Genomic DNA, 22,580 nt, shown 5'->3' with positions numbered 1-22,580 from the left:
ACCGTGGGAGACCAGGAGCTGCGACTCGACTACCGAGGGCCCAACCACTCTCCCGGGAACCTGTTCATCTACGCGCCCCACCAGCGGACGTTGATCTGATCGACGTCGTCTTCCCCGGCTGGGTACCGTTCGACAACCTCGCCCGGTCGAACGTGCGAGCCATGGCATCAGCCCTGCGCATCGACTACGGAACACTCCACTGACCCGACAGCGCCGGTCAGATCCCGGGCGAGGTGCCGGGTTCCCAGCGAGCGGACGGCGTCGGCGTCCGCGACGCCGGTGAGGAGCCGCCGGTCGGGACGCCGTCGAGGTCGCAGCCACACCCCGAGGGCCGGAAAGCACACCCCGTCGCCTCGCCGTCGTGCGCCGGATCCACGACCCTCGCTCCCGCCCGGTGGACCGCGCCCCCTACCGGGGTGGCTGCGGCCCGTACCGGCGCGGGACGCGCAGCCGGGCCACCGAGTCGGGATGGTTCCCCTGAGCGAACGTGACCGGACCGAGGGTACTGCGAGACCCGTGAGCGCGACCCGGGTGATCCCTGGCCGCGGAGGCCGCCCGCGGACAGGCCCGAGCCGTCGTGGCCGGGCGGCCCTCGTCGATCTCCCGATGGACCGTCGCCGTGAGCACCTCGCGGTCGGCGGTCAGCCAGGCGACGGCCTCGTCGGCAGCGTTCCGAGCCGGGGCGACGACTGTCGGTGGCGGTTCCCGCGGAGTCGTCGGGTCGAGCAGCCGGTCGGCCGCCAGCTGGTGGTGCTGGACGAGCCGGCGCGTCGCCCGGTCCCGGTCCGGCTCGTCGTCGTGCGAACGCATCAGTTCCTGCGCGTAGGCGCGGATCAGGTCGTGCGTGCTGAACCGTCCCGGCCGGTACTCGGTGATCAGCCCGGTACGCACGAGCTCCCCGGCCAGGGCCCGCATCTCCGCCGGCGGCTCACCAGCGAGCCCGGCCATCGCCGACAGGGTGACGTCGGCGCCGGGGTGCAGCGACAACAGGCGGAACGTCCGGGCCGCGCGAACACCCAGCCGCTGATAGGACCAGGAGAAAACGGTCCGGATGTCGCTGCTCACGTCGTCGCCCGAGAAGCCGTCCAGGCTTCCCCGGGTCTCGCGCAGTTCCCGGGCGACGTCGGTCAGCCGGAGATCCGGGTGGGTCAGCGCCCGGGCGGCGACCACGGCCAGCGCGAGCGGGAGACGGCCGCAGCGCTCGACGATCTCGTCCAGTGCCCGCGGGTCGTCCGCCGTACGGGCCGCGCCGACACGCGCGATGAGGAAGGCACGCGCCTCGTCGGCCGACAGCACGTCGAGCGTCATCAGGCGGGCGCCGTGCGCGGTGGCCAGCCCGGTGAGGCGCCGACGGCTCGTGACCAGCACCAGGCAGCCAGGGGCGCCCGGCAACAGCGGGCGTACCTGCTCGACGTCGTGGGCGTTGTCGAGCAGGATCAGGATCCGGCGACCGGCCAGTACGCTGCGGTAGAGGCCGGAGCGGGCGTCCAGGTTCGCCGGAATCTCCGCGTCGGGCACGCCGAGCGCGTTGAGGAACAGGTGAAGTGCCTCCGCCGGCGGTAACGCGACCCGGCCGGGGTCGAACCCCCGGAGGTCGACGTAGAGCTGCCCGTCGGGGTGGGCGTCGGCGAGTTGGTGGGACAGATGGATGGCGAGTGAGGTCTTCCCGATGCCGGGGATGCCGTCGATGGCCAGCACCGGCATGGACACCCTGGCCAGGACCTGGCCGTTGACCACGCTCAGCGTCCGGTGCCGGGCCTCGTCCCGGCCGGTGAAGTGCGGTAGATCGGCCGGTAGCTGCGCCGGAAGCACGCGGTGGGTCGCCCGGACGCCGGCGATCCGCAACCGGCCCGGCACCGGCGACGGGCCCGGCTCGGCGGAGTCCTGTCGCAGGACCCGCTGAAACGCCTCGCGGAGTTCCTCACCGGGGTCCACACCCAGCTCGTCGGCGAGGCGTCCCCGCACGTTCTGGTACAGCGTGATGGCTTCTGCCCGCTTGCCGTCGGCGGACAGTGCCAGCAGCAGCTGGGCTTGCAACGCCTCGTCCCACGGCCGTTGCTCGGCCATGCGCCGGAGGACGGAGAGCACGGATCGGGCCCGGTCGAGACGCACGGCCAGCGTGGCGGCCGCGCGCACCAGATCGGCGCATTCGTGATCCACGACGCCGAAGGCCAGGTGGTCGAAGGTCGCCAGCTCCGAAATTCCGGCGCAGGGCCCCCGCCAGCGGCCCAGCGCGGTCTCGTAGGCCGACATCGCCTCGGTGAGCCGACCGGCTTCCTCGTCGGACCGGGCCTGCTCGGCGAGCCGCCGGACGTGCAGCAGATCCAGATTCTCGGCGTCGACGCGCATTCGGTATCCGGCGGCGTCGCCCAGCAGCCAGCGCCCGGCGGACCGGGGAGCGAGCCCCGGTTCGAACGATCGCCGGATCGCCCCCACGTAACGGTGCACGACGTTGACGGCGCTCGGTGGCGGCCGCTGATCCCAGAGCACGTCGACGATGTCGTTGATGCCCACCGGCTGTCCCGCGTTCGCCAGCAACAGCGCGAGGATGAGCCGCTGCTGACGGGGGCCGAGATCGATCTCCGCACCCTGCCGCCGGACCTGCACCGGCCCGAGCACGCCGAACCACAACGCTGTTCCGCCGTCGTCGATCACCGGCACGAAATCCACCTCCCTTCTCCGCCGGGACGGTTGCCGCCGGGCCGGCCTGGCGGCCGGGCGGCAACCGATGGTCAGCGTGTGGTGGCGCGAGCAGCCTGGTCGATCACGGCGGCCACCACGCCCGCGACGACGGCCGTACCGGCGGTCGTCCGGACTTACCTGAGTCGCCCCGTCGGAGTCAGGCCGAGGCCGCGGCCTGGAGAATGAAGTCGGCCACCCGCTGCGGCTGGGACACCGGCAGAGCGTGGGACGCGCCGGGGACCTCGACCGCCTCGCGGGCGTTGGCGCGCGCGGCCATGAAACGGAACACCTCGAGCGGAATGGCCCGGTCGAGCTCGGGCGAGATGAACCAGGACGGGATCGTCTTCCAGGCCGGCTCGGCCGAGGCCTCGGTCACCGCGTTGCTGTTGAACGGCCGCTGCGTGGCGGCGGCGAGAGCGGCCTCCTCAGCCGTCAGATCGGCGGCGAAGTGCTCGTGATAGTGCTCCGGCACCACGAAGGCGTCGGCGGTGCCGTCACCCAGCGGCACCTCGCGGAGATGGTCGCCCAGCGTGGCGCCGGGGAACTTGCCGGTCAGGTCGGGCACGTTCTCACCCTTGTCGGGGGCCAGCGCGGCCACGTAGACCAGAGCCTTGACGTTGTCGTTGCCGACCGCGGCGTTGGACGCCACGGCGCCCCCGTAAGAGTGGCCGACCAGCACGATCGGGCCGTCGATGGTGGCGAGCAGACTGGCGACGGAGGCGGCGTCACCGGACAGGCTGCGCAGCGGGTTCCCGGCCGCGATGGTGGGGTGACCGGCCGCCTGCAGCCGGCTGATGACGCCGTTCCAGCTGGCGGACTCGGCGAAGGCCCCGTGGACCAGGACGATGGTGGGCTTCATGTGGGCTCCCTGACGACGAGCGGTGGCGGAGCGCCCGGCGGGCGGCCGCTGCTGAGATACAGACTGGGCGGCCGGCCCGGCGGCCGAATCAGTCATTCGCCTGTCCGTGGAGCGGCCCGGATCCCCGCCGCGCCGGCCGACGGCGTGGACGGGCGGGCTCCGGCCGACGGCCGACGGCGATTCCGGGGCGGTCCGGCGGCCGCGTCGCCCCGGTGTCGTTAAGTCATTCGACCGATGGTGTTCCGGTATCCGCGCGGTCCGCCTCGGCGCGGTGCCGCGACGTCGTCACTGCGCGCGCGGAGCGTCCGAGTCGTCGACGTCGAACACTTCGCTCAGGCTCAGCCAGTTGTCGCGGGCCGCAGCCGCCGCACCCTCGGCGTCGCCCGCCTCGCAGAGCGCGATGATGCGATCGTGGGTGGCCACCGAGCCGCGTCCGATCAACGACGAGAAGCGCAGTCGCTCCAGCCGGCGCAGCACCGGGGTGAACTGCTCGAGCACCGTGCGCACGGCCGGGTTGGCGCAGGCCGTCACCGCGACGTTGTGGAACTCGTCGTCGGCCGCGATCGCCGCGTCCACCTCGTCGGCTCGCAGAGCACCGGCGAAGCGGACGTTCGCCTGCCGCATCGCCTCGATCTCGGCGGACGACAGGTGGGGCACCGCCTCCCGCACGGCCAGTTCGTGCATCGCGGCGGTCACCGTCTGCGCCGCCCGGGCGGCGCGCGTGTCGAGAGGGCTGACGATCGTGTAGCGACCGGGCTTGGTCTGGACGAGTCCGCTCTCCTCGAGCCGGGTCAGCGCCTCACGGATCGGCGTCCGGCTCACCCCCAGCCACTGCGCCAGTTCCGCGTCGTTCAGCCGCTCCCCCGGGGCCAGGGTGCCGTCGACGATCGCGTCCCGGATCGACCGGTAGGCGTTCTCACGCAACAGCGGTCGCGCGATGACGCCCACATCCTCTGGAATCGGCATGCAATATATTTCACACCGCGTCGCGAGCAGTAGTCAAAGAGGTCTCCGCCACCGCGGTGCCGTCCGCCCACGGTTCCGGGTCGGTGCGGAACACCGAAGCGCCGTCCGCGCTCTGCATCGACAACCAGGTCCGCAGGGACGCGCGGGTGCGCGCGGTCGGCACGTTGGTCATCTGCGCGACACCCTCCTCCGTGAGGCCGGCCCGCAGACCGACGTCGTAGGCCGTGTTGATGATGCGCTTCTGCGCCGCCACCGCGGTCGGCGAGCGGCGCGCGTACCGGGCCGCCATCGCCTGGGCCTCGACGACGACGTCCCCGGCCGGGAGCACCCGTTCGACCAACCCCGCGTCCTGCGCCTCCGCGGCCGACCAGGCCCGGGCCTCGAGCATCATCCGCAGCGCCCGGGCCGGCCCCATGAGGTGGACCAGGCGTTGGGCGCCGACGGTGGTGGTGAGCCCGATCGACAGCTCCGGCAGCAGAAATGACGCGGTGTCGGCAGCGACCCGGATGTCGAAGCAGACCGACATCTCCAGGCCGCCCCCTCCGCACGGACCGTCGATGGCGGCGATCCAGATCACCCGGGATCGAAGCAGCCGCGTGACCAGCTCGTGGAACCGGGTGATCGCCAGGATTCCGGACAGCCGGGACCGGTCGATCAGGCGCTCGCCACCGGCCGCGGTGACGGCGCGGACCGCGCCCAGCAGCAGCCGAGCCGCCGGCCGCGGCAGCAGCGGCGCGGCCTCCGCCGCGACGAGGAGGTCACCGATGTCGTAGTGGGCGAGGTACCGGCCCGGTCCGGCTCCGGTCACGACGACGGCCCGGACCGTGCCATCGGCGTCGACGGCGCGGACCAGGTCCAGGAAGTCCTGCTGCATCGCGGCGGTCATGTAGTCGTGCGGCGGGGCATCGATCCGGACGGTCAGCACCGGGCCGTCCTGGGACAATCGCAGCGTCGTCAGCGGAAGGTCGGCGACGATCGGGCGGGCCATGGTGATGCCTCCAAGGTCAGGGCAGCCGGTTCGAGGACGGGACCACACCCGTCTCACCTGTCCGACGTCGGCAACGCAGCGTCGTTCAATCCGCGCCCCACCTGGCCCAGAGGTCTCGATCACGTCCTCACGCGTGGGCGGACCTCTGCGCGCGGGACAGCGTCTACAGGAGCTTGTGTCCAATGTGTAGTCAGCGTGTAGTGCCCAGTGATGGAGTCCGGAGCGCCAGGTAAGACTTCTCGTCGATCGGAGAGAGATCATGCGGAAGTTGTTCGGGGCAACGTTGGGCACACTCATGCTGGGCGGCCTGCTTGTCGGAGGTGCGGCACCAGCCCAAGCGGCGGTCGAAGTCAAGGGGCCCTACACGTCGCGGAGCGCCTGCATTCAGGAGCAGAGCAACTACGCGCGCTACTACCGCATTACTCGTCAGTGCTGGAACATCGGCCCTTCGGGGAACAACCTGTGGTACTTCAACTACAACCCCGACTACTGACCGATCGGAGTACGGGACCAACGTCGGAGCGGGTACCCGCTTCATGCAGCGCAGTGCCCCCGACCGCCACCCGTTCGCGGTCGGGGGCGCCGCGCCGTCGAAGCCGGGCCGCGGGACGGTGCGGTAGGCACGGTCAGCGGCGCTGACCAAATCCGCGCGTCGTGGCGCCCGACGTCGTCGGGACCGGTGGCACTTCCGTGTCACTACCGTTGAAGTAGCAGTTCACGGCACCCCTCGTAGCGTTCGGCGCGACCAGTCGAAGAACACTACGGGGCCCGACCATGACCACCACCACGCTGAATCGCGGCAGCGTCGTCCCACCGGCCGTTCGCGCGGAACACATGCGCGAGATCCACCGCAACAACGGCAACGCGCTGCTGCACTTCTTGCGTGGTCTCGTCTCCCCCGGCACGGCCTACACCGCCGAGGATCTCGTTCAGGAGACCATGCTTCGCGCTTGGCGCAGCCTCGACGCGGTCCCCACCGAACCCGCATCCCAGCGACGCTGGCTGTTCACTGTCGCCCGCCGGCTCGCCATCGACGTCCACCGCAAGCGCCAGTCACGTCCCGCCGAGGTGAGCATGCGCGACAGCGAGCCCACGGCGACCGGCAACGGAGCGGCCGAGACCGTCGTCGCTCGGCTCACCCTGCGCCAGGCCGTCGACGGCCTCAGCCCCGCCCACCGCACGGTTCTCGACGAGATCTACGTCCGAGGCCGCTCCCTCGACGAGACCGCCACCCACCTCGGCGTCCCCGTGGGCACCGTCAAGTCCCGCGCCCACTACGCCGTGCGGTCGCTGCGCGCGGCGCTGCTCGGCAGTTGAGGGCCGGCGAGGCCGCATGAGTGACGTCTCGCGCACGGCCGCCCGCAGCCGTACCCCCGCCGCTTCCCGGCCTGCGATCGCCTCCGGCTGCCGCTTGCGGAGCGGGTCGGCGCCCGGATCGGGACGCCCGGGCGCCGGTGGACGGCGGAGGTCACCGTGTCGGAAGACGGGCCGCGCCTGAGCCAGGTAGACCTGGCGGCGCGGATCCGGCCGGCCGGCCGGGACGAGGAGAGGACGACACATGCGACCCGGATCCCTCGTCCGGTGGGCCCGCGGCGCCGTCGCGCGTGAAGCGCAGGTCCTGCTGCGCGGCGGCGAGCCCACCGTCGAGCTGCTGCGCCACCTCGGGCCGGACGTGCCGACGGACGCCCAGGTGCTCGAGGTCCTCGACCTCTGCATACAGGTCGGCGAGGTGTTGCTGTCCACCGGCGAACCAGTCGGTGAGACCTCGGCCACGATGACCGGGCTGGCGGCCGCGTGCGGTTTGCCGACGGTCGACGTCGACATCACGTTCAACGCGATCACGATGTGCTTTCACCGGGGCAACGTGGCCGCGCCGGTGACCACGATGCGGCTCGCCACCTACGGCACCACCGACCTGACGCGCATCGCCCTGATCACCGGCATCGTCGACCAGGTGACACGATCGCGGATGACCGTCCCGGCCGCCGTGGCCGCCGTGAGCGAGGCGGTGAACGCCCGGCATCCGTACCCACGCTGGGTCGCCACCGCGGGGCTGGCCGGGCTGGCCGCCGCGGTGGCGGTGCTGCTCGGCGGCTCGGCGGTCATCGCGGCGACGGCCTTCGCGGTGACCGCACTCATCGACCGCCTCGGGGTCGTCCTCCAGCGCCGGGACGTCGCGCCGTTCTTCCTGCAGGTCACCGGCGCCCTGATGTCGACCGTCGCGACGCTCGGCCTGCTCGCGGCCGGCGCTCTGCCCGGCGACACCCAGCCGTCACTGGTCATCGCGGCCGGCCTCACCGCCCTGCTGTCGGGCTTGACGTTGGTGGGAACGGTTCAGGACGCCATCTCCGGCTTCTACGTGACGGCGGCCGGCCGCGCGGCGGAGATCACGCTGCTGTCGGCCGGGCTGCTGGTCGGCGTCATCCTCGGCCTCAAGCTGGGCCTCGTGTTCGACCTCGACCTCGACCCGGCCGAGCCGCTCCGGGCCGACATGGCCGGCTTCGTCCTCACCACCGTCGCCGCGGCGCTGTCCGCGGCCCTGTTCGCGCTGGCCGGCTATGCACCGCTGCGTTCCCTACCGGCCGCCTTCGTCGTCGGAGGAACGGCGTGGGCGGCCTATGCCGCCGTCATCATGCTCACTGACGTCGGCCCCGTGGCCGCCAGTGGTGTGGCGGCCACGGTCGTCGGCCTCGCGACGGGTCTGTCCCGGCGGGGTTCCGGCCGGCGCACGCAGGTGATCGTGCTGTCCGGGATCATTCCCCTCCTCCCGGGCCTGACCGCCTACCGGGGCTTCTACCAACTGGCCGGCGACGACGTGGTGAGCGGCTTGGTGACCCTCGTGCTAGCCCTCTCCATCGGGCTGGCCGTCGCGGCGGGTGTGGCGCTCGGCGACCTCATCGCACGTCCGGCGCCCACCCGTCGACGAGCTCGCCCCCGCACCAAGGATCACCTCCCCCGCTGACGGTGCGGCGGCCCACCCTCACCGGCGAACGGGCAGACGCAGGGGTCCGCGCATCATTCCGGCCGGGATCCACGGCACGTCGGAAAGCGGGACCGCCGGGCGCAGCCCGGGAAAACGTCGCAGGAGGGAGGTGCGTCCCGGCTGGCCGCACCCAGGTAGACGACCACCACGTCGCCTTGGCGGATGCGTACGCCGCCGAGCTCGAGGTCCTCGGCGGCGAACCGGCACGCCGAGCAACTCGCAGATGACGGTCATCGGCAACGGCGCGCAGTGCGCCTCCACCAGATCCACCTCGTCCCGCGACGCCATCGCGTCGAGAAGCTCGTCCGCGATCGCTTCGATCCGGCCGGCCAGCAGGGCGATGCGGCGGCCGCTGAACACCGGGGTCACGAGTCGACGCAGGCGGGTGTGGTCCGGCGGATCGGAGAACAGCATGGAGCCTCCGAAGCCCTCACCCACCTTGTGCGAGGTGAAACCGGCCGCTTTCAGAGCCGCCAGGGCGGGCTCGGGATTCTTCCTACTTCCCAGCCGCACCCGCCGGATCGGCCCCCCGGTTCGCAGCTCCGCCAACGCCGCCGGGGCTCCGGGGACCGGCTCGGTACCGACCCTCCGGAGAGGATGACGGTGACATCGCCCCCGAGCTCACGCGCCGTGCCGATCGATCGGCGGCGCACGGCCCGGGGGCGCGGTTCTCAGTCCCAGTCCGGGCCGGGGAGCGGGATCACCTTGTGGGGATCCTGCTCGGCGACGATCGCGGCGATCCGCTCGGGCGTCCAGGCCGGCGGCATCGCACCCGTCGGGTCGGGATCGTCGCCGTAGTCCAGGAAGAACTGTTCGGGACCGGCCGGCGTGTAGAACACCAGCAGCGTGCCGGTGTCGTCGGTCATGTTCTTGAACGCGTGCCGGGTGCCACGGGGTATGTAGACGAAGTCTCCGGGACCGGCGTCGACCTGGGTCGAGCCGTTGACGAAGCGGAACTCACCCGACTCGACGTAGAACGCCTCGTCCTCGTCGCCGTGGGCATGGGCGATGTTGCCGAATCCCGGTGCGACGTACAGCTCGAGCAGGCCAAGTCGGCCGTCCGTGCGATCTCCGGTGACTTTGACGCGGCCCTGTTCCTGTCCGCCGTTGAGGAGTTTCAGCGGTCCCTCCTTCCGACGAACGACGAACCCCCGGGCGGCGGTCCAGATGGGGTCGTCGGGCCCGGGAATCGGTACTTGCGGGTTCATGCAGATCACCGCTCTCGTTGTGGTGCTCCGGTTCGCCCCCACAGACGGGCGGGGCGGCTCCGAGTTCAGTCGCCCGCCGTCGAGCGCGGCGACGAGGTCTCGCCTGACGACCATCGCCGCGGCCAGCCGCGTCGCGGCCCGCACCGGCCGGGCCGAGGGTCTGGCCGGTAGCGCCCGTTCGCCCGGGCCTCGAGCCCAGGCGGCCGTGCCCGATCGGCCCGATCCCGTCGGCTTCTCGTGCACGGCGTCGGCCCGGTAGCTGCGCCTCGCGGCGCGGTCGGACCGGTCGCCGTGGCCGTGGCGGAGTCGTCCCGCGACCGTCGCCCGGCCCGGCCGGGACCGGTGAACGATCAGGCGCTCGATCGGCCGCATGGGGGAAACCGCAGTTCATGGCGGCTGACGCTACCGGCGGACAGCGGTCCGGGGCGCGGCGCGGCGTTCGCGGCCCGCCCGGTCCGCTCCTTCCACCAAGAGCAGCGGCCGTGCTGCGCCGCCAACGCCGGACGGAGCCCGTTTCCGGCAAATTCGTGCATGCCACGAAGGCACCGGCCGCGCCGAGCATTGACACCGGCCCGCTCCGCCGAGTGCAATATATTGCATGCCGCACGCCGAGCTGGAGACGTTGTTCGGCCGCGAGGTCGAGCTGGCCAACATCCGCCGCTTTCTGCAGTCGATCCGCCACGGCGGTGACATGCGCATGGTCCGAGGCGAGCCCGGCGTCGGCAAATCGGCGCTGTTGGCCGCGGCCGCGGATCTTGCTGACGCCGAAGGCATGCGGGTGCTGCCGGCGAACGGCTCCGAGTTCGAGGCGGAGATCAGCTACTCACTGCTGAACCAACTGCTGCTGCCGCTGTACACCGACATGCAGAAGCTGCCGCCGGCGCTGCGCGACGCCCTCACCGTCGCTCTCGGCTTCGGTTCCGGCCCGGCGCCCGCCGCCCTGCTCGTGTGCAACGCCGCCCTGATGCTGCTCACGACCGTCGCCAAGAAGAAGCCCGCGCTCCTCATCGTCGACGACGTCCAATGGGTCGACCGGCCCAGTGCCGTCGTGCTCGGGTTCGTCGCCCGACGCGTACGGGGAACGCCCGTCGGCGTCATCGCCGCCTCGCGCACCGGGACGGAAAGCTTCCTCGACTCGCGCGGCCTGACCGAGGTCACCGTCGACCCCCTGAGCGACGAGGCTTCCGCCCGGCTGGTCGATACACGTTTCCCGGCCCTGACCGACCGCGTGCGGCAGCGCCTGCTCGACCTCGCCCAAGGCAACCCGCTGGCCTTGCTGGAACTGCCGGGTAGCCTCACCGACTCCACCCCGCCGGCCGACGTGGTGCCGCTCAGCGACCGGCTGCAGACCATCTTCGCCACCCGCATCGCGGGTCTGCCCGAGTCCACTCGCCTGCTGCTCCTGCTCGCCACGTTCGAAGGAAGCGGTGACCTGCGCACCCTGCGCGGCCTGGCCGACCTGGCCCCCCTCGCCGCCGCCGATCGGGCCCAGCTCGTGCGCGTCAACGACGCCGGCGGGCGCATCGTCTTCGGCCACCCGCTGATCCAGTCGGCAATCGTCGCGATGTCGACCTCCGAGGAGCGTCAACAGGCCCACCAAGCCATCGCCGCCGCGCTGCCGGGCGACCCGGAGCGCCGCGCCTGGCATCTCGCCGCGGCCACAGTCGGCCCGGACGAGGTGGTCGCCGCGGAGCTCGAAGAGGCCGCGCACGTGGTGTTGCGTCGCGGCGACGCCTTCGGTGCCGTCGCCGCGCTCGTACGCGCTGCCGAAATGAGCAGCACGCCCGAGGACGCGGCCCGACGGCTGGCCGAGGCCGCGTACACCGGCGCGGAAGCCGGCGTCGCCGGCGACGCCACGACGTTGCTGGCCGACGCGCGGTCGATGAGCCAGGGCCCCGCCGGTGCGCTGCACGCCGCCAACGCGACCGCCCTGTTGATGATCAACGGTGACGGCGACGTCCGCACCGCGCACCGCCTGCTCGCCGGGGCCATCGAGACCGGCGAACACGGCTGGCGGGCCGACGACCAGGCCCTCGACGAAGCCATGCACACCCTGCTGCTGCTCTCCTCGTTCGCGAGCAGTCCCGATCACTGGGCCACCTTCCACCGCCTGCTGGCCAGGCTCCAGCCGGAACCGGGCGACCTCCTGTCGGTGCTGAGCCGGACCTTCACCGACCCCGTTCGCACCGCTGCGGCGGCCCTGCCCGATCTCGAGGCACTGATCGCGGCCCTGCCCGGCGAGACGGACCTGACCCGGATCGTTCGCACGGGTACCGCCTCGGCTCACCTCAGCCGGCTGGGCGACCTTCGCGAGCATTCGTGGCGGCTCGTGCGTCAGGGCCGCGAAGGCGGCGCGCCCCAGTGGCAGGTGAGCGGGCTGATGCACCTCTGCGAGGACGACTACTACACCGGGCGCTGGGACGAGGTCGAAGAACTCGCCGCCGAAGGTGAGCGCGTCGCGGACGAGAGCGGGCTTCCCTTCCTGCGGTGGTACTTCCTGCTGAACCGGGCCGTCGTCGCCGCCGGCCGGGGGCGGTTCGGCGAGGCGTACGACCTGGCCGACGAGATCACTCACTGGGCGGCGCCGCGCGGCGTCGCGGCGATGCTGGCCGTCGCACATCTCCCCCGCACGCTGGCCGCCGCGGCCGCGGGCGACTTCGAGGCCGCCTACCGGCACGCGACAACCATCAGCCCGGCCGGCGTGCTGGCGCCGTACGCGCCGACCGCCATGTGGGTGATGCTCGACGTGGTCGAGGCCGCTCAGCGCACCGGCCGGACGGCCGAGGCGCGGGCCCACGCCGAGGCCATGCGCACCGCGGACGTCGCCGCGCTGTCCACCCGCATGCGGCTGATCCAGCACGGCGTCGACGCGCTCGTCCTCGACGACGAGGCCGGCGACCGGCTCGAGCAGGCGTTGGCCGACCCCGCCACCGAGCGCTGGCTCTTCGATTCGTCACGCATCCGGCTCGTGTTCGCCGAAAAGCTGCGCCGGCGCAAGGAGTACAGCCGCGCCGGCACGCATCTGCTGGCGGCCCGAACCGGTTTCGCCGCGATAGGCGCCGAACCGTGGCTGGACCGGACCGTCGGGGAACTGCGCGCCGCCGGACACCGGCCGACGGCCGCCGACCGACCGCCGGCCGCCCTGACCACCCAGGAAATGGAGATCGCCAACCTGGCCGCCGCCGGCCTGACCAATAAACAGATCGCTCAGCGCCTCTACCTGTCCCACCGCACGGTCGGCGCTCATCTCTACCGCGTCTTCCCCAAACTGGGCGTGACCTCCCGGGCCGGCCTGCGCGACGCCCTCAACCACTTATGAGAAACGGTGACGCTCGCGTGACGGCGCGGCGTCGACGGCCATCGCGAGCCTCCGAGGTACGAGCTACATCTCGCACCGAGCGAATCTGAGACGACCGTTAAAATCCCGGGTGAGCCCAGGGTGCGGCGCGCGCGGCCTCCGACTCCGCCTCGCGCGGAGCGCCGCCCCGACCTCGGCCGTCGCTTGCCGAGATCCCGGCAGCGGGCCCGGCCCTCCGCTGTGTTCCGTCGCCGCCTCGGGCCCGGCCGGAATCGCCGCGCGCTGACGGCGCCGCCATCGACCGCGTTGCGATCACCGTTCCCGCGAGCACCAGCCCCTGGCTAGGTGGTGTCCTGCGAATCTCGATGGGCGGAGCCGCAGGACGCGGCCTAGCAGCAGGCCACCGACAGTGCCTGGCTGATCTGGGACAGCCGACCGGGCACGAGGCGGTAGTACGCCCAGACGCCGCGCTTCTCCCGGGTCAGCAGACCGGCATCGACCAGGACCTTGAGGTGATGGGACACCGTTGGCTGCGAGAGCCCGACCGGGTCGGTCAGGTCGCAGACGCACGCTTCGCCGCCCTCGTGCGCGGCCACCAGCGACAACAGCCGCAACCGGGTGGGCTCGGCGATGGCTTTGAGCAGCGCCGCGAGCTGGTCCGCTTCCGACGCGGACAGCGGCGTCCCGGTGATCGGGGCGCAGCACAACGCCGCGTCGGAGGTCGCGTCCGGGCGGGTCGGCGCGGTCACCGGAGAGGTCGCCATGACCCCAGTCTGCCTCAGGCATTGACGAGTGTCGATGGATCAGCAACAGTGGCACACATCGACGGTCATCAATATCTACGGATGGATGGTGTCATGAGCGACGACACGCAGAACGCCCTGCGCGAGCAGGTCCGCGACCGCTACGCCCAGGCGGCGCTGACGGTTCTCGACGGGGCGACCGACGACGCGTCGTGTTGCGGCCCGAGCGACCGGAGCGGGCCGCCGGAGGCGTTGGAGATCGACGAGCGGTTCGGTGCCGGCCTCTACGGCGACGACACCGACGGTCTGCCCGCCGAGGCCGTCGCGGCGTCGCTGGGCTGCGGCAACCCGCTCGCGGTCGCTGACCTCGAACCCGGCGAACGCGTCCTGGACCTCGGGTCCGGTGGCGGCATCGACGTGCTGCTCTCCGCCCGCCGGGTCGGGCCGACCGGCCGGGCGTTCGGTCTGGACATGACCGACGAGATGCTCGCGCTGGCCCGCGCGAACGCGGCGAAAGCCGGAGCGACGAACGTCGAGTTCCTCAAGGGCCAGATCGAGGCGATCCCGCTGCCGGCCGGCTCGATCGACGTGGTGATCTCCAACTGCGTGATCAACCTGTCCACCGACAAGAGCGCGGTGCTGGCCGAGATGTTCCGGGTGCTCGCCCCGGGCGGGCGGATCGGGATCAGCGACGTCGTCGCCGAGGACCACCTCAGCGCGGCCGACCGGGCCGAACGCGGCAGCTACGTCGGCTGCATCGCCGGGGCGCTCTCCCGCACCGAGTACCTCGACGGCCTGGCCGCGGCCGGTTTCACCGACGCCAGCGTGGCGTTCACCCACGAAGCCGGGGACGGGCTGCACGGCGCGATCATCCGCGCCACCAAACCCACCGCCCCAGCGGCCGATCTCACCGCGACCGAACTCACCGCGACCGAACTCACCGCGACCGGTCGGACGACGGACCGGTCGTCCGGCGGCTGCTGCTAGTGGCAGCTGATCCCGCCCCGCAGATCCGCCCCGCGCCCACCGCCGGGGTGGAACTGAGCCGTCGGCTACTCGCGGAGTTCCTCGGCACCGGTCTGCTGGTCACCGCCGTGATCGGGTCGGGGATCATGGCCGTCCGGCTGGCCCCGGGGCAGCCGGGGTTGCAGTTGCTGGCCAACTCGCTGGCGACGGTGTTCGCGCTGGCGGCGCTGATCCTGATGTTCGGGCCGGTGTCCGGCGCGCACTTCAATCCGGTGGTCTCCGCGGCGGACTGGTGGCTGGGCCGCCGGACCGGGACCGGCCTGCGCCCGTCCGAGCTGGCCGTCTATACCGCCGCGCAGGTCCTCGGCGCGATCGGCGGCGCGATCCTGGCCAACACCATGTTCGGCCTCCCGGCGGTCACCGCGGCCTCGCACGACCGGACCGGCGGGCCGCTCTGGCTCGGCGAGATCGTCGCCACCACCGGGCTGCTCCTGCTCATCGCCGCACTGACCTACTCGCACCGCACCGCCCTCGCCCCGGCCGCGGTCGCGGCGTGGATCGGCGGCGCCTACTGGTTCACCTCCTCCACCAGCTTCGCGAACCCCGCCGTCACGATCGGCCGCGCGTTCAGCGACACCGTCGCCGGCATCGCGCCCGCCTCGGTCCCGGCCTTCGTCGCCGCCCAACTCCTCGGCCTCGTCCTGGCCGTCGGCCTCGTCGCCGCGCTCTACCCCACCGGCAGGAACATCGTGGACGACGACCCTTTCGTCACGCACCACGACGACATCACGGAAAACCGCACCGTGCTCCCCGAGAGGAACTGACGATGACCGAAATGCCGTCGACCGGCGCGGAGACCGCACTGGGCGGCAAGCCCAGCGTTCTGTTCGTCTGCGTCCACAATGCCGGGCGCTCCCAGATGGCCGCCGGATGGCTCACCCACCTGGCCGGTGACACCGTCGAGGTCCGGTCAGCCGGGTCGGCGCCCGCCGAGACGATCAACCCCGCCGCGGTCGAGGCGATGCGCGAGGTCGGCATCGACCTCACCGACCAGAAACCCACGATCCTCACCGTCGACGACGTCCGAGCCTCCGACGTCGTCATCACCATGGGCTGCGGCGACGCCTGCCCCGTGTTCCCCGGCAAACGCTACGAAGACTGGAACCTCACCGACCCCGCCGGCCAGGACGTCGGCGTCGTCCGGAAAATCCGCGACGAGATCCGCGGCCACGTCGAGACCCTGCTCACCGACCTGACTCGCCGCTGACATCCGGCGGCTCACCGGACCAGGTACAGCAGACCGGTACCAGTCGCGACGACGCCCAGCAGGACCCGCAGCAGCGTCTCGGGAGCCTCGGCTGCAGCCGGACCCGGCGTACCCGCCGACCAGTCCGCCGGCGCCGGCGAGCAGCCCGAGCTCCCAGTACGGGGCGCCAGCCCGGTGATCACCGCACCGGGCCACTCCCGCCTCGGAGTCGCCGGTCGGCGTCGCACCGTCCGGAAACACCGCCAGAGACCAGGGCAACTGCCGGGTCAACCGGCCGCGCAGCTGCCCGGTACGGGCATACCGCCACAGCGCACCCGGCCCGGCCACCACGTTGAACAACGAATTCGTCGGAGTCACCGCACCGGCAACACGCTCAGCCGCACCGGCAGCAGGAAGACCGCCCCGACACCCCCGCCGGCGAGGTCACCACCGCGATCAGCAGATCTGCCCCGAACGCGGCCGAGCACGTCCACCAGGTCGACTCCACGATCCGGGAACACTACCGGCGTCCCGCCGCCACACGACCGGGGAACCCGGGTCAGGTCAGGGCGCGATCACCCCTTCGACGCATGCGGGTGGTCGGCACATCAGGTGTCCGCGAGCTCCTTCTCCGGCAAAGGAAGGGCCAGCACGACACCGACGGCGAACAGCGGTACCAGGTAGAGGAACACCGGGGTGAGGGCGCGCTGGTAGGCGGCGACCACGGAGTCCCGGACGGCATCGGGCAGGGAGTGCAACCCCGGCAGAACCTCTTCCCGCGGCTCGGCCTGCACGTCCTCCACGAGCGAGGAGCCCACCCGCTGTCGCTTCACGGGGCACCACCGTAACGCAAACCGACAGTGGCCCCGAGAACGTCCGTGCGGAGCGACTCCCGGTGGCGTCCGGCCCGGCTGCGCGTCGCCGACCGCGATGACCAGGCGGGTGCCGGCCTCGGCGATCGCGACCTCGCCCGCGCAGGTCAGGTCGACGCCGGTGGGGCAGGGACGTCCACGCCGCGCCAGTCCTCCTGGCGGAGGTGGTCGAGCAGCACCTTCTCCGCCGGCCCCGGGTGGCGCCGCAACCCGAGCAGAACCGGCTCGGTGAGCGGCGGCAGAAGAGGACGGGCCAGCCTTTCGAGGCCTTCGGGGACGGCCGAGGCCGGGACCACGGTGACGCCGAGGCCTTGCGCCGCGAGTCGCACCGCGGTGGTGATCTGCGAGGCGCTGGCCACGATGGTCGGGCTGGTTCCCGTGTCGTCGAGCAGTCGGGCGAGATAGTCGTCGAGCTTGCTCGTTCGGCGGAATCGCACCCATCCCTCCGTCACCAGATCGTCGAGGCTCAGGGCCGTCCCGCCGGCCAGCTTCGGATGCCCGTCCGGCAGCACGGCGACGTAGGACTCCTCGCCCAGCACATGGGTGTCGAACGTGCACCCGGCGGGGATCCGGTGCACGAGAATGGCGTCCAGGGTGCCCTCCCGGGCCAGTCGCTCCATCTCCGTGGGATCGGGCTCCTCGTGGAGGGTCACCCGGAGCTTCGGGTAGCGCTGACGCAGTCGCCCCAGCGCCCGGGGCAGCTGGCGCGCACCCAGACCCATGTGCACCGCGATGATGAGTTCGCCGGCCAGATCTCCGTCGGCCGCGCGGGCTGCCGCGAGTGCCCGGCGGGATGCGGTGGTCGCGATCCTCGCCTCCGCGAGGAAAGCCCGCCCGGCGACCGTCACCGCCATTCCGCTCGGGGTGCGGGTGAACAGCCGAACGCCCAGGTGCTTCTCCAGAGCGCCGATCTGCTGCGACAAGGACGGTTGCGATACGCGCAGGCGCTCCGCTGCCGCCGTCATGGAGCCTTCTTCGGCGACGGTCAGGGCGTATTCGTACTGCCGCAGGTTCACGTGCCCACTGCTCCGAACTGACATAGAGAACACTTATATAGATCATCGTATTCGATTATTTGATTCTATGGCTGTCCCCTCATAGCGTGGCTCGCGGTTGCGGAGCTCTCCTCCCACCGGCCGGCGCCACCGGGAGAAACGTCCATTACTACAGGGGGAAAATCCTATGGATTTCGAGAATCTCGTCGCGCTGGTGACCGGCTCCACCACCAACGGCGCCGGGCGCGCGACGGCGCGGCTGCTCGCCGAACGAGGCGCATCGGTGATCGTCTCCGGGCGCGACAGCGAACGCGGGAGCACCGTCGTGCGCGAGATCGAGGCAGCCGGAGGCACCGCGCGCTTCGTCCGGGCCGACCTGGCCGATTCCGCCTCGGTCCAGGGCCTGGCCGAGGCCGCGGGCCCCGTCGACGTTCTCGTCAACAACGCCGGCATCTTTCCCGCAGCGCACACCCTCGAGCAGGAGACCGAGCCCTTCGACCTGCTGTTCGCGGTGAACGTACGAGCGCCGTACTTCCTGACCAAGGCGCTGCTGCCGACGATGATCGAGCGGGGAGGCGGCAGCGTCGTGAACATCTCCACCCACGCGGTCCGGCAGGCCGAACCCGGCCTCGGGGTGTACAGCGGCACCAAGGCCGCGATGGAATCCTTCACCCGTACCTGGGCGAAGGAGTTCGCGGCGTCGGGTGTCCGCTTCAACACCGTCGCACCCGGAACCTTCCTCTCGGATGGCGTCGTGAACGCCAGCGGGCGGGAAACCGTCGAGGCCATCGGAACGAAGAACAGCGTCCTCGGCCGCGCCGCTCAACCCCACGAGATCGCGGAGGCGGTGGCGTTCCTGGCCTCGCCCAGGGCCAGCTACATCACCGGGGCGACGCTGGCCGTCGACGGTGGACGAACCATCCTGTAGCGCGGCGCTACGAGTCGCCGGTCCACGGCATCCCCGGACCACCGACGCACCGGCTCGGCGAACCACGGAGAACGCTCGGATGCACCGTTACTGGCTGCGTGGGCTCAACGAGCTGTGGGTCGAAGTGAAGGCGTGGGCGCCGCGGCCGGTAAGACCGCGGCGCCCGGGGATGACTCAGGCGATGTAGCCCCGAAGCAGATATCCCGGCGAGTCACGCTCGCAGGCGTACCTCTCGTAGAGCCCGTGCGCGTACCGAGCGGCTCCGACGTTGAGACACCCGCTGAGGTACTCGTAGTGCCCGCCTGACACCCACTGTCCCGCCGAGGCCGGGGCCGCGATCCCCAGCGTCGCGCCGCCGATCATCACCGGAACGGCTAGTCGTGCGATCCATCGCTTCACGGACGTCTCCTTGTCTTCACAACTCCCCGTGGAGTCGAACGTTCGGCCGTCGGCCGTCCGATCAGGATCGTAGCGACGGCACGCACCAGGCCCAGGGGTCCCTCTTACGAGGCCGACAGGCCCAGCACGCACCGTCCGCTCCGCCACCGAGCGGGTGTCGTTCCGTTGCGTGCCTGTCAGACAGCCGACGACGAATGGCGAGGCGCCCGACGCCGTGCGCATGCTCTCCGATGTCACCGGACGATCCGGTGGGAACGGGGAGAACCGAGATGACCAGCAGGACAATACGTAGCCGGTGGGCTGCTGCGGCCGCGATCGCGGTCGTGGCCGCGGCGACCGGAGGTGCGGCGATCAGCGCCCCGGCGGCCGCGGCCGGGACGCCGACCACGGCAGCGAGCGCGCCCCCGCCGGGCCAGCGGTCGCTCACGATCGCGAGTTCGCCGGAGAAGTTCGACTGGCGGAAGGCGACGCTGGACGTGCCGTGGACGACCCCGCGCCTGCCGGACGGCAGCAGGTGCCCCGGTGGGCGGCTGTCGTTCCAGCGGCAGACGCCGGCCGAGAGCGACTTCGGGAAGGTCCAGCTCGGCCGCCACTCGATCTACGTCCGCAAGGTCGACACCGCCGATGTGACCCGGGACGGTCAGCCGGACCAGCTGATCCAGTTCAACTGCCTGACGACCAAAACCACCGTCGGCTACACCTGGTACTACGTCTACAGCTTCAAGAAGGTGTACGGCTACCACGGCAAGATCAACTACCGGCCCTACGTCCGCGACTACGTGACGTCCACGGAGTTCAAGGCGAACGCGAAGTGGGTCGTGCAAGGCATCGACGCCCGCTCCGGCGCCGTCGATGTCCGGCAGTCGGTCAAGGGAGCGCGCTCGAACCCGATTCGGCGGGTGTTCCGCTGGTCCGACCGCCGTGGCCTGATCGCGAGCCGGCCGCTGCCGGTTCACCCGGAGGCCGACCGGGCTCCGCGCTGACGGCGCATCCCGGCCTCCGGAGATTTCGGGAGTGAGATCCCCGGGTCCACCCGCCCACCGCCGGCCGGAAGGGCTCACCGTGGACCTCGTGCACGCCGAGGGCCACGACGACCGCGTCATCGGGCACCGGGCCGCAGTCGGCCTCGACCGGCTCACGGCGTGGGTGACCGCGGCACCGCCCACCACGACCCGGGGCACGGACGCGGTATCCGCGGTGACGTCGCCCGGCCGGCGCCCCGCTGAGCTCCGCATCGTGAGCGGTCCACACGTGGGCTGAAGGCCGACCGGGTTGTCACTGCTGTGGGAACCCTCAACTCCGGGCACAGTATCGGCTGCTCTCGCCCACGCCGACCACTCGGGGAGTAATACTGCGCCGCGTTGGCATCGGACGACTCACCGTCAGGAAAGGACAGATCAAGTCCCCACGCTGCGCATCGACTCCCCCGGAGGGGTGATTGCCGACAATGACAACTCTGCGCTGTCGCTGTCTTGGTTCGATGGAGATCCACAACGGTGACGAGTGGCGGCTGGTCGCCGGCGCGAAGGTTCGCGCGCTGCTCGCCGTGCTCGTCGTACAACTCGGTCAGCTCGTGCCACTCGATCGGCTCGTCGCCGAGATCTGGGGCGACGGACCGCCGGCGTCGGCCGACAGCCTCGTGCGGGGGTACGTGCTGACGCTACGACGGACGTTCGGGGCGGACGGCGCGAGTTGCGTCGTCGGGCACGGCCGTGGCTACCGACTCGACCTGCCGCCGGAAGCCGTCGACGTCCACCGCTTCGACGCGATCTGCGTGGCGGGACACCAGGCGCTGCAGCGAGGCGACGCGGAGGACGCCTCGCTGCTGTTGACCGATGCGCTCGCCCTGTACCGGGGACCGGCGCTCGTGGACGTACCGCCGACCCGCACCGGAGCGGCGTACGCCGCGGCCCTGGAGGAGCGGCGGCTGGTGGCGCTGGAGGCGCGGATCGAAGCGGATCTGCGCGCCCACCGTCAGAGCGCGGTCCTCGGGGAGCTCCGCGCGCTGGTGGCCGAGCATCCGACCCGGGAACGGCTGGCCGGGCAGTGGATGCGCGCCCTGGCCGCCACCGGGCGGCGGGCCGAGGCACTGGACGCCTACCGGGTCACCTACGACCGGCTCGTCGACCGGTTCGGCATCGTTCCCGGACCGCAACTGCGCGCCGTGCACCGCGATGTACTGGCGGCGGAGCACGTCGATCAGACGATGAGTCCCGCACCCCGTGCTCGCCGGCCGGACGGTGCCGACCGCTGGACGGCGCCCGCGCAGACACCCGCCGACCTGGCGGACTTCGTCGGGCGGGAGGCGGAGCTGCGGTTCGGCCGGCAGGCGCTGGATGCGGCGGATCCGACGACCGTCCGCGTGTTGGCGATCTCCGGGCCGCCCGGGGTCGGGAAGAGCGCGCTCGCGGTCCGGCTCGCCCACGATCTGCGCCGGGCCTATCCGGACGGCCAGCTCTACGCGGATCTCGACGGGGGTCCCGGACGGATCGCGGATCTCCGCGGTGTGCTCGCCGGGTTCCTGCGAGCGTCGGGAGTACCCGATTCCGTCATTCCGAACGGTGCGGACGAATGCGCTGCGCTGCTCCGCAGCCGAGTCGCCGACCGGCGCGTCCTGCTCCTGGTGCAGAACGCCCACCGGGAGCAGGACGTGCGGACACTGATCCCCGGTGGTGCCGGATGCGCGGTGGTCGTGACCAGTCGCACGTGCCTGTCCGGCCTGGCCGGCTGCCGGCTCGTCGACCTGGACGTGTTCACGTTCGACGAGGCGTGGCGCCTGCTGGAGCGGGCGGTCGGCACCGCTCGTCTGGAGGCGGAGCGGCACGCGGCGCGGCGGCTGATCGAGCTGTGCGGTCGGCTTCCCCTCGCCGTACGCATCGTCGCGGCCCGCGCCGCGGCCACCCCCGAGACGTCGCTCACCTGGCTCCTCGCCAAGATGGGCGAGGAACGCCGTCGGCTGGACGAGCTGCACCTGCGCGACCTCGACGTCCGGGCGGCGATCCGGAAAGGCTGGGTCCTGCTCGACGACCGGGCCCGGTTGATGCTGCAGCGGCTCGCGATGCTCGAGGTCGTCAGTTTCCCCGGCTGGGTCGCCGACGTGGTCTCCGGCTTCGACGAGGCCAGCGCGGAGGAGGCGTTGCGCGCGCTGGTCGATCAACGATTGCTCGCGACCGCCGGGGTGGACCGGTACGGGCGACCCTGGTACCGCGTCCACACGCTGACCCGGCTGTTCGCGAAGGAACACGCGACGCCCGTGCTGTGCACACCCCCCAGACGGACCGCCCCCCGCGCACGGCCGGCGTTCCTCCGTCCTCCGGTCGTCGGCACGGCTGCGGTCGGCCGGCGCCCCGTTTAGTTCCGGTGGAACCGGCGTAGAAGACGCCTCTGAGCTGCGCTTTTGTGCATTGCTGACGGTGAGCCGGCCTGCTTATCGTGGCGAGGCTTCAC

General features: G+C 71.7%; 22 protein-coding genes. 11 read left to right on the top strand and 11 right to left on the bottom strand.

What is annotated here, in order from left to right; genetic code table 11:
• Nucleotides 1-408 precede the first annotated feature (408 nt).
• From CRYAR_RS17525 to CRYAR_RS17510, 4 genes are all read right to left on the bottom strand, one after another.
• The gene (locus tag CRYAR_RS17525) at nt 409-2,670 is read right to left on the bottom strand and encodes an AfsR/SARP family transcriptional regulator (protein WP_051570491.1); all 2,262 of its coding nucleotides are present in this window, start codon (nt 2,668-2,670) and stop codon (nt 409-411) included.
• A 169-nt stretch (nt 2,671-2,839) separates the two neighbouring features.
• The gene (locus CRYAR_RS17520) at nt 2,840-3,541 is read right to left on the bottom strand and encodes an alpha/beta fold hydrolase (RefSeq protein WP_157017835.1); all 702 of its coding nucleotides are present in this window, start codon (nt 3,539-3,541) and stop codon (nt 2,840-2,842) included.
• 285 nt (nt 3,542-3,826) lie between these two features.
• Nucleotides 3,827-4,507 carry a GntR family transcriptional regulator gene (locus CRYAR_RS17515; protein ID WP_035852173.1) on the bottom strand — a complete coding sequence of 227 codons (681 nt, stop codon included), beginning with the start codon at nt 4,505-4,507 and terminating at the stop codon, nt 3,827-3,829.
• Between the two features lie 10 nt (nt 4,508-4,517).
• The gene (locus CRYAR_RS17510; protein WP_035852170.1) at nt 4,518-5,495 is read right to left on the bottom strand and encodes an enoyl-CoA hydratase/isomerase family protein; all 978 of its coding nucleotides are present in this window, start codon (nt 5,493-5,495) and stop codon (nt 4,518-4,520) included.
• Between the two features lie 259 nt (nt 5,496-5,754).
• Here CRYAR_RS17510 and CRYAR_RS17505 point away from each other — a divergent pair, with 259 nt between their 5' ends.
• The 3 genes from CRYAR_RS17505 (at nt 5,755) to CRYAR_RS17495 (ending at nt 8,457) form a co-directional block, all read left to right on the top strand.
• A complete protein-coding gene (locus CRYAR_RS17505; protein ID WP_035852168.1) occupies nt 5,755-5,988 on the top strand; it encodes a hypothetical protein in 234 nt (77 codons plus the stop codon).
• 281 nt (nt 5,989-6,269) lie between these two features.
• On the top strand, nt 6,270-6,812 hold the full coding sequence (locus tag CRYAR_RS17500; RefSeq protein ID WP_051570489.1) for a sigma-70 family RNA polymerase sigma factor: 543 nt from the start codon (nt 6,270-6,272) through the stop codon (nt 6,810-6,812).
• Nucleotides 6,813-7,053: 241 nt separating this feature from the next.
• On the top strand, nt 7,054-8,457 hold the full coding sequence (locus tag CRYAR_RS17495; protein ID WP_051570487.1) for a threonine/serine exporter family protein: 1,404 nt from the start codon (nt 7,054-7,056) through the stop codon (nt 8,455-8,457).
• A gap of 18 nt (nt 8,458-8,475) precedes the next feature.
• Here CRYAR_RS17495 and CRYAR_RS17490 read toward each other — a convergent pair whose 3' ends face one another.
• A complete protein-coding gene (locus CRYAR_RS17490; protein WP_157017833.1) occupies nt 8,476-8,892 on the bottom strand; it encodes a hypothetical protein in 417 nt (138 codons plus the stop codon).
• Nucleotides 8,893-9,149: 257 nt separating this feature from the next.
• Entirely contained in the window at nt 9,150-9,686 is a 537-nt protein-coding gene (locus tag CRYAR_RS17485) for a cupin domain-containing protein (protein ID WP_035864112.1), read from the bottom strand.
• A 598-nt stretch (nt 9,687-10,284) separates the two neighbouring features.
• On the opposite strand from CRYAR_RS17485, the gene CRYAR_RS17480 reads away from it, so the two are divergent.
• Nucleotides 10,285-13,005, top strand: coding sequence for a helix-turn-helix transcriptional regulator (locus tag CRYAR_RS17480; protein ID WP_035852162.1), 2,721 nt, complete (start codon nt 10,285-10,287; stop codon nt 13,003-13,005).
• Between the two features lie 368 nt (nt 13,006-13,373).
• Here CRYAR_RS17480 and CRYAR_RS17475 read toward each other — a convergent pair whose 3' ends face one another.
• Nucleotides 13,374-13,748 (bottom strand): ArsR/SmtB family transcription factor, encoded by a 375-nt coding sequence (locus CRYAR_RS17475; protein ID WP_035852160.1) that lies wholly within the window; start codon nt 13,746-13,748, stop codon nt 13,374-13,376.
• Nucleotides 13,749-13,841: 93 nt separating this feature from the next.
• On the opposite strand from CRYAR_RS17475, the gene arsM reads away from it, so the two are divergent.
• From arsM to CRYAR_RS17460, 3 genes are read left to right on the top strand one after another with little or no spacing between them, the layout of a single operon-like run.
• On the top strand, nt 13,842-14,714 hold the full coding sequence (gene arsM, locus CRYAR_RS17470) for an arsenite methyltransferase (RefSeq protein WP_063725726.1): 873 nt from the start codon (nt 13,842-13,844) through the stop codon (nt 14,712-14,714).
• Nucleotides 14,714-15,517 (top strand): aquaporin, encoded by an 804-nt coding sequence (locus CRYAR_RS17465; protein ID WP_211247509.1) that lies wholly within the window; start codon nt 14,714-14,716, stop codon nt 15,515-15,517. The genes arsM and CRYAR_RS17465 overlap by 1 nt, the downstream gene beginning before the upstream one ends.
• 2 nt (nt 15,518-15,519) lie before the next feature.
• Nucleotides 15,520-15,960 (top strand): arsenate reductase ArsC, encoded by a 441-nt coding sequence (locus CRYAR_RS17460; RefSeq protein ID WP_245620474.1) that lies wholly within the window; start codon nt 15,520-15,522, stop codon nt 15,958-15,960.
• A gap of 353 nt (nt 15,961-16,313) precedes the next feature.
• Here CRYAR_RS17460 and CRYAR_RS48940 read toward each other — a convergent pair whose 3' ends face one another.
• The 3 genes from CRYAR_RS48940 to CRYAR_RS17450 form a co-directional block, all read right to left on the bottom strand.
• Nucleotides 16,314-16,460 (bottom strand): hypothetical protein, encoded by a 147-nt coding sequence (locus tag CRYAR_RS48940; RefSeq protein ID WP_211247508.1) that lies wholly within the window; start codon nt 16,458-16,460, stop codon nt 16,314-16,316.
• 87 nt (nt 16,461-16,547) lie between these two features.
• Nucleotides 16,548-16,772, bottom strand: coding sequence for a hypothetical protein (locus CRYAR_RS17455; RefSeq protein WP_157017831.1), 225 nt, complete (start codon nt 16,770-16,772; stop codon nt 16,548-16,550).
• Nucleotides 16,773-16,918: 146 nt separating this feature from the next.
• Nucleotides 16,919-17,827 carry a LysR family transcriptional regulator gene (locus CRYAR_RS17450; RefSeq protein ID WP_035852153.1) on the bottom strand — a complete coding sequence of 303 codons (909 nt, stop codon included), beginning with the start codon at nt 17,825-17,827 and terminating at the stop codon, nt 16,919-16,921.
• Between the two features lie 166 nt (nt 17,828-17,993).
• On the opposite strand from CRYAR_RS17450, the gene CRYAR_RS17445 reads away from it, so the two are divergent.
• On the top strand, nt 17,994-18,734 hold the full coding sequence (locus CRYAR_RS17445) for an SDR family NAD(P)-dependent oxidoreductase (protein ID WP_035852149.1): 741 nt from the start codon (nt 17,994-17,996) through the stop codon (nt 18,732-18,734).
• A 174-nt stretch (nt 18,735-18,908) separates the two neighbouring features.
• Here the strand turns inward: CRYAR_RS17445 and CRYAR_RS17440 are convergent, their stop codons facing one another.
• Nucleotides 18,909-19,133 carry a hypothetical protein gene (locus CRYAR_RS17440; protein WP_157017829.1) on the bottom strand — a complete coding sequence of 75 codons (225 nt, stop codon included), beginning with the start codon at nt 19,131-19,133 and terminating at the stop codon, nt 18,909-18,911.
• Between the two features lie 269 nt (nt 19,134-19,402).
• Between CRYAR_RS17440 and CRYAR_RS17435 the strand changes: the two genes are divergently transcribed.
• The 3 genes from CRYAR_RS17435 to CRYAR_RS17425 all read left to right on the top strand — a co-directional run bounded on the left by CRYAR_RS17435 (nt 19,403) and on the right by CRYAR_RS17425 (nt 22,488).
• Nucleotides 19,403-20,116 carry a hypothetical protein gene (locus tag CRYAR_RS17435; protein WP_157017827.1) on the top strand — a complete coding sequence of 238 codons (714 nt, stop codon included), beginning with the start codon at nt 19,403-19,405 and terminating at the stop codon, nt 20,114-20,116.
• 31 nt (nt 20,117-20,147) lie between these two features.
• Nucleotides 20,148-20,393 (top strand): hypothetical protein, encoded by a 246-nt coding sequence (locus CRYAR_RS17430; RefSeq protein ID WP_169745051.1) that lies wholly within the window; start codon nt 20,148-20,150, stop codon nt 20,391-20,393.
• Nucleotides 20,394-20,613: 220 nt separating this feature from the next.
• Nucleotides 20,614-22,488, top strand: coding sequence for an AfsR/SARP family transcriptional regulator (locus CRYAR_RS17425; protein WP_051570486.1), 1,875 nt, complete (start codon nt 20,614-20,616; stop codon nt 22,486-22,488).
• The last annotated feature ends 92 nt before the right edge of the window (nt 22,489-22,580 follow it).

This window comes from Cryptosporangium arvum DSM 44712 (assembly GCF_000585375.1).
GTDB classification, from domain to species: Bacteria; Actinomycetota; Actinomycetes; order Mycobacteriales; family Cryptosporangiaceae; genus Cryptosporangium; species Cryptosporangium arvum.
This window is presented reverse-complemented; position numbering and strand designations above follow the sequence as displayed.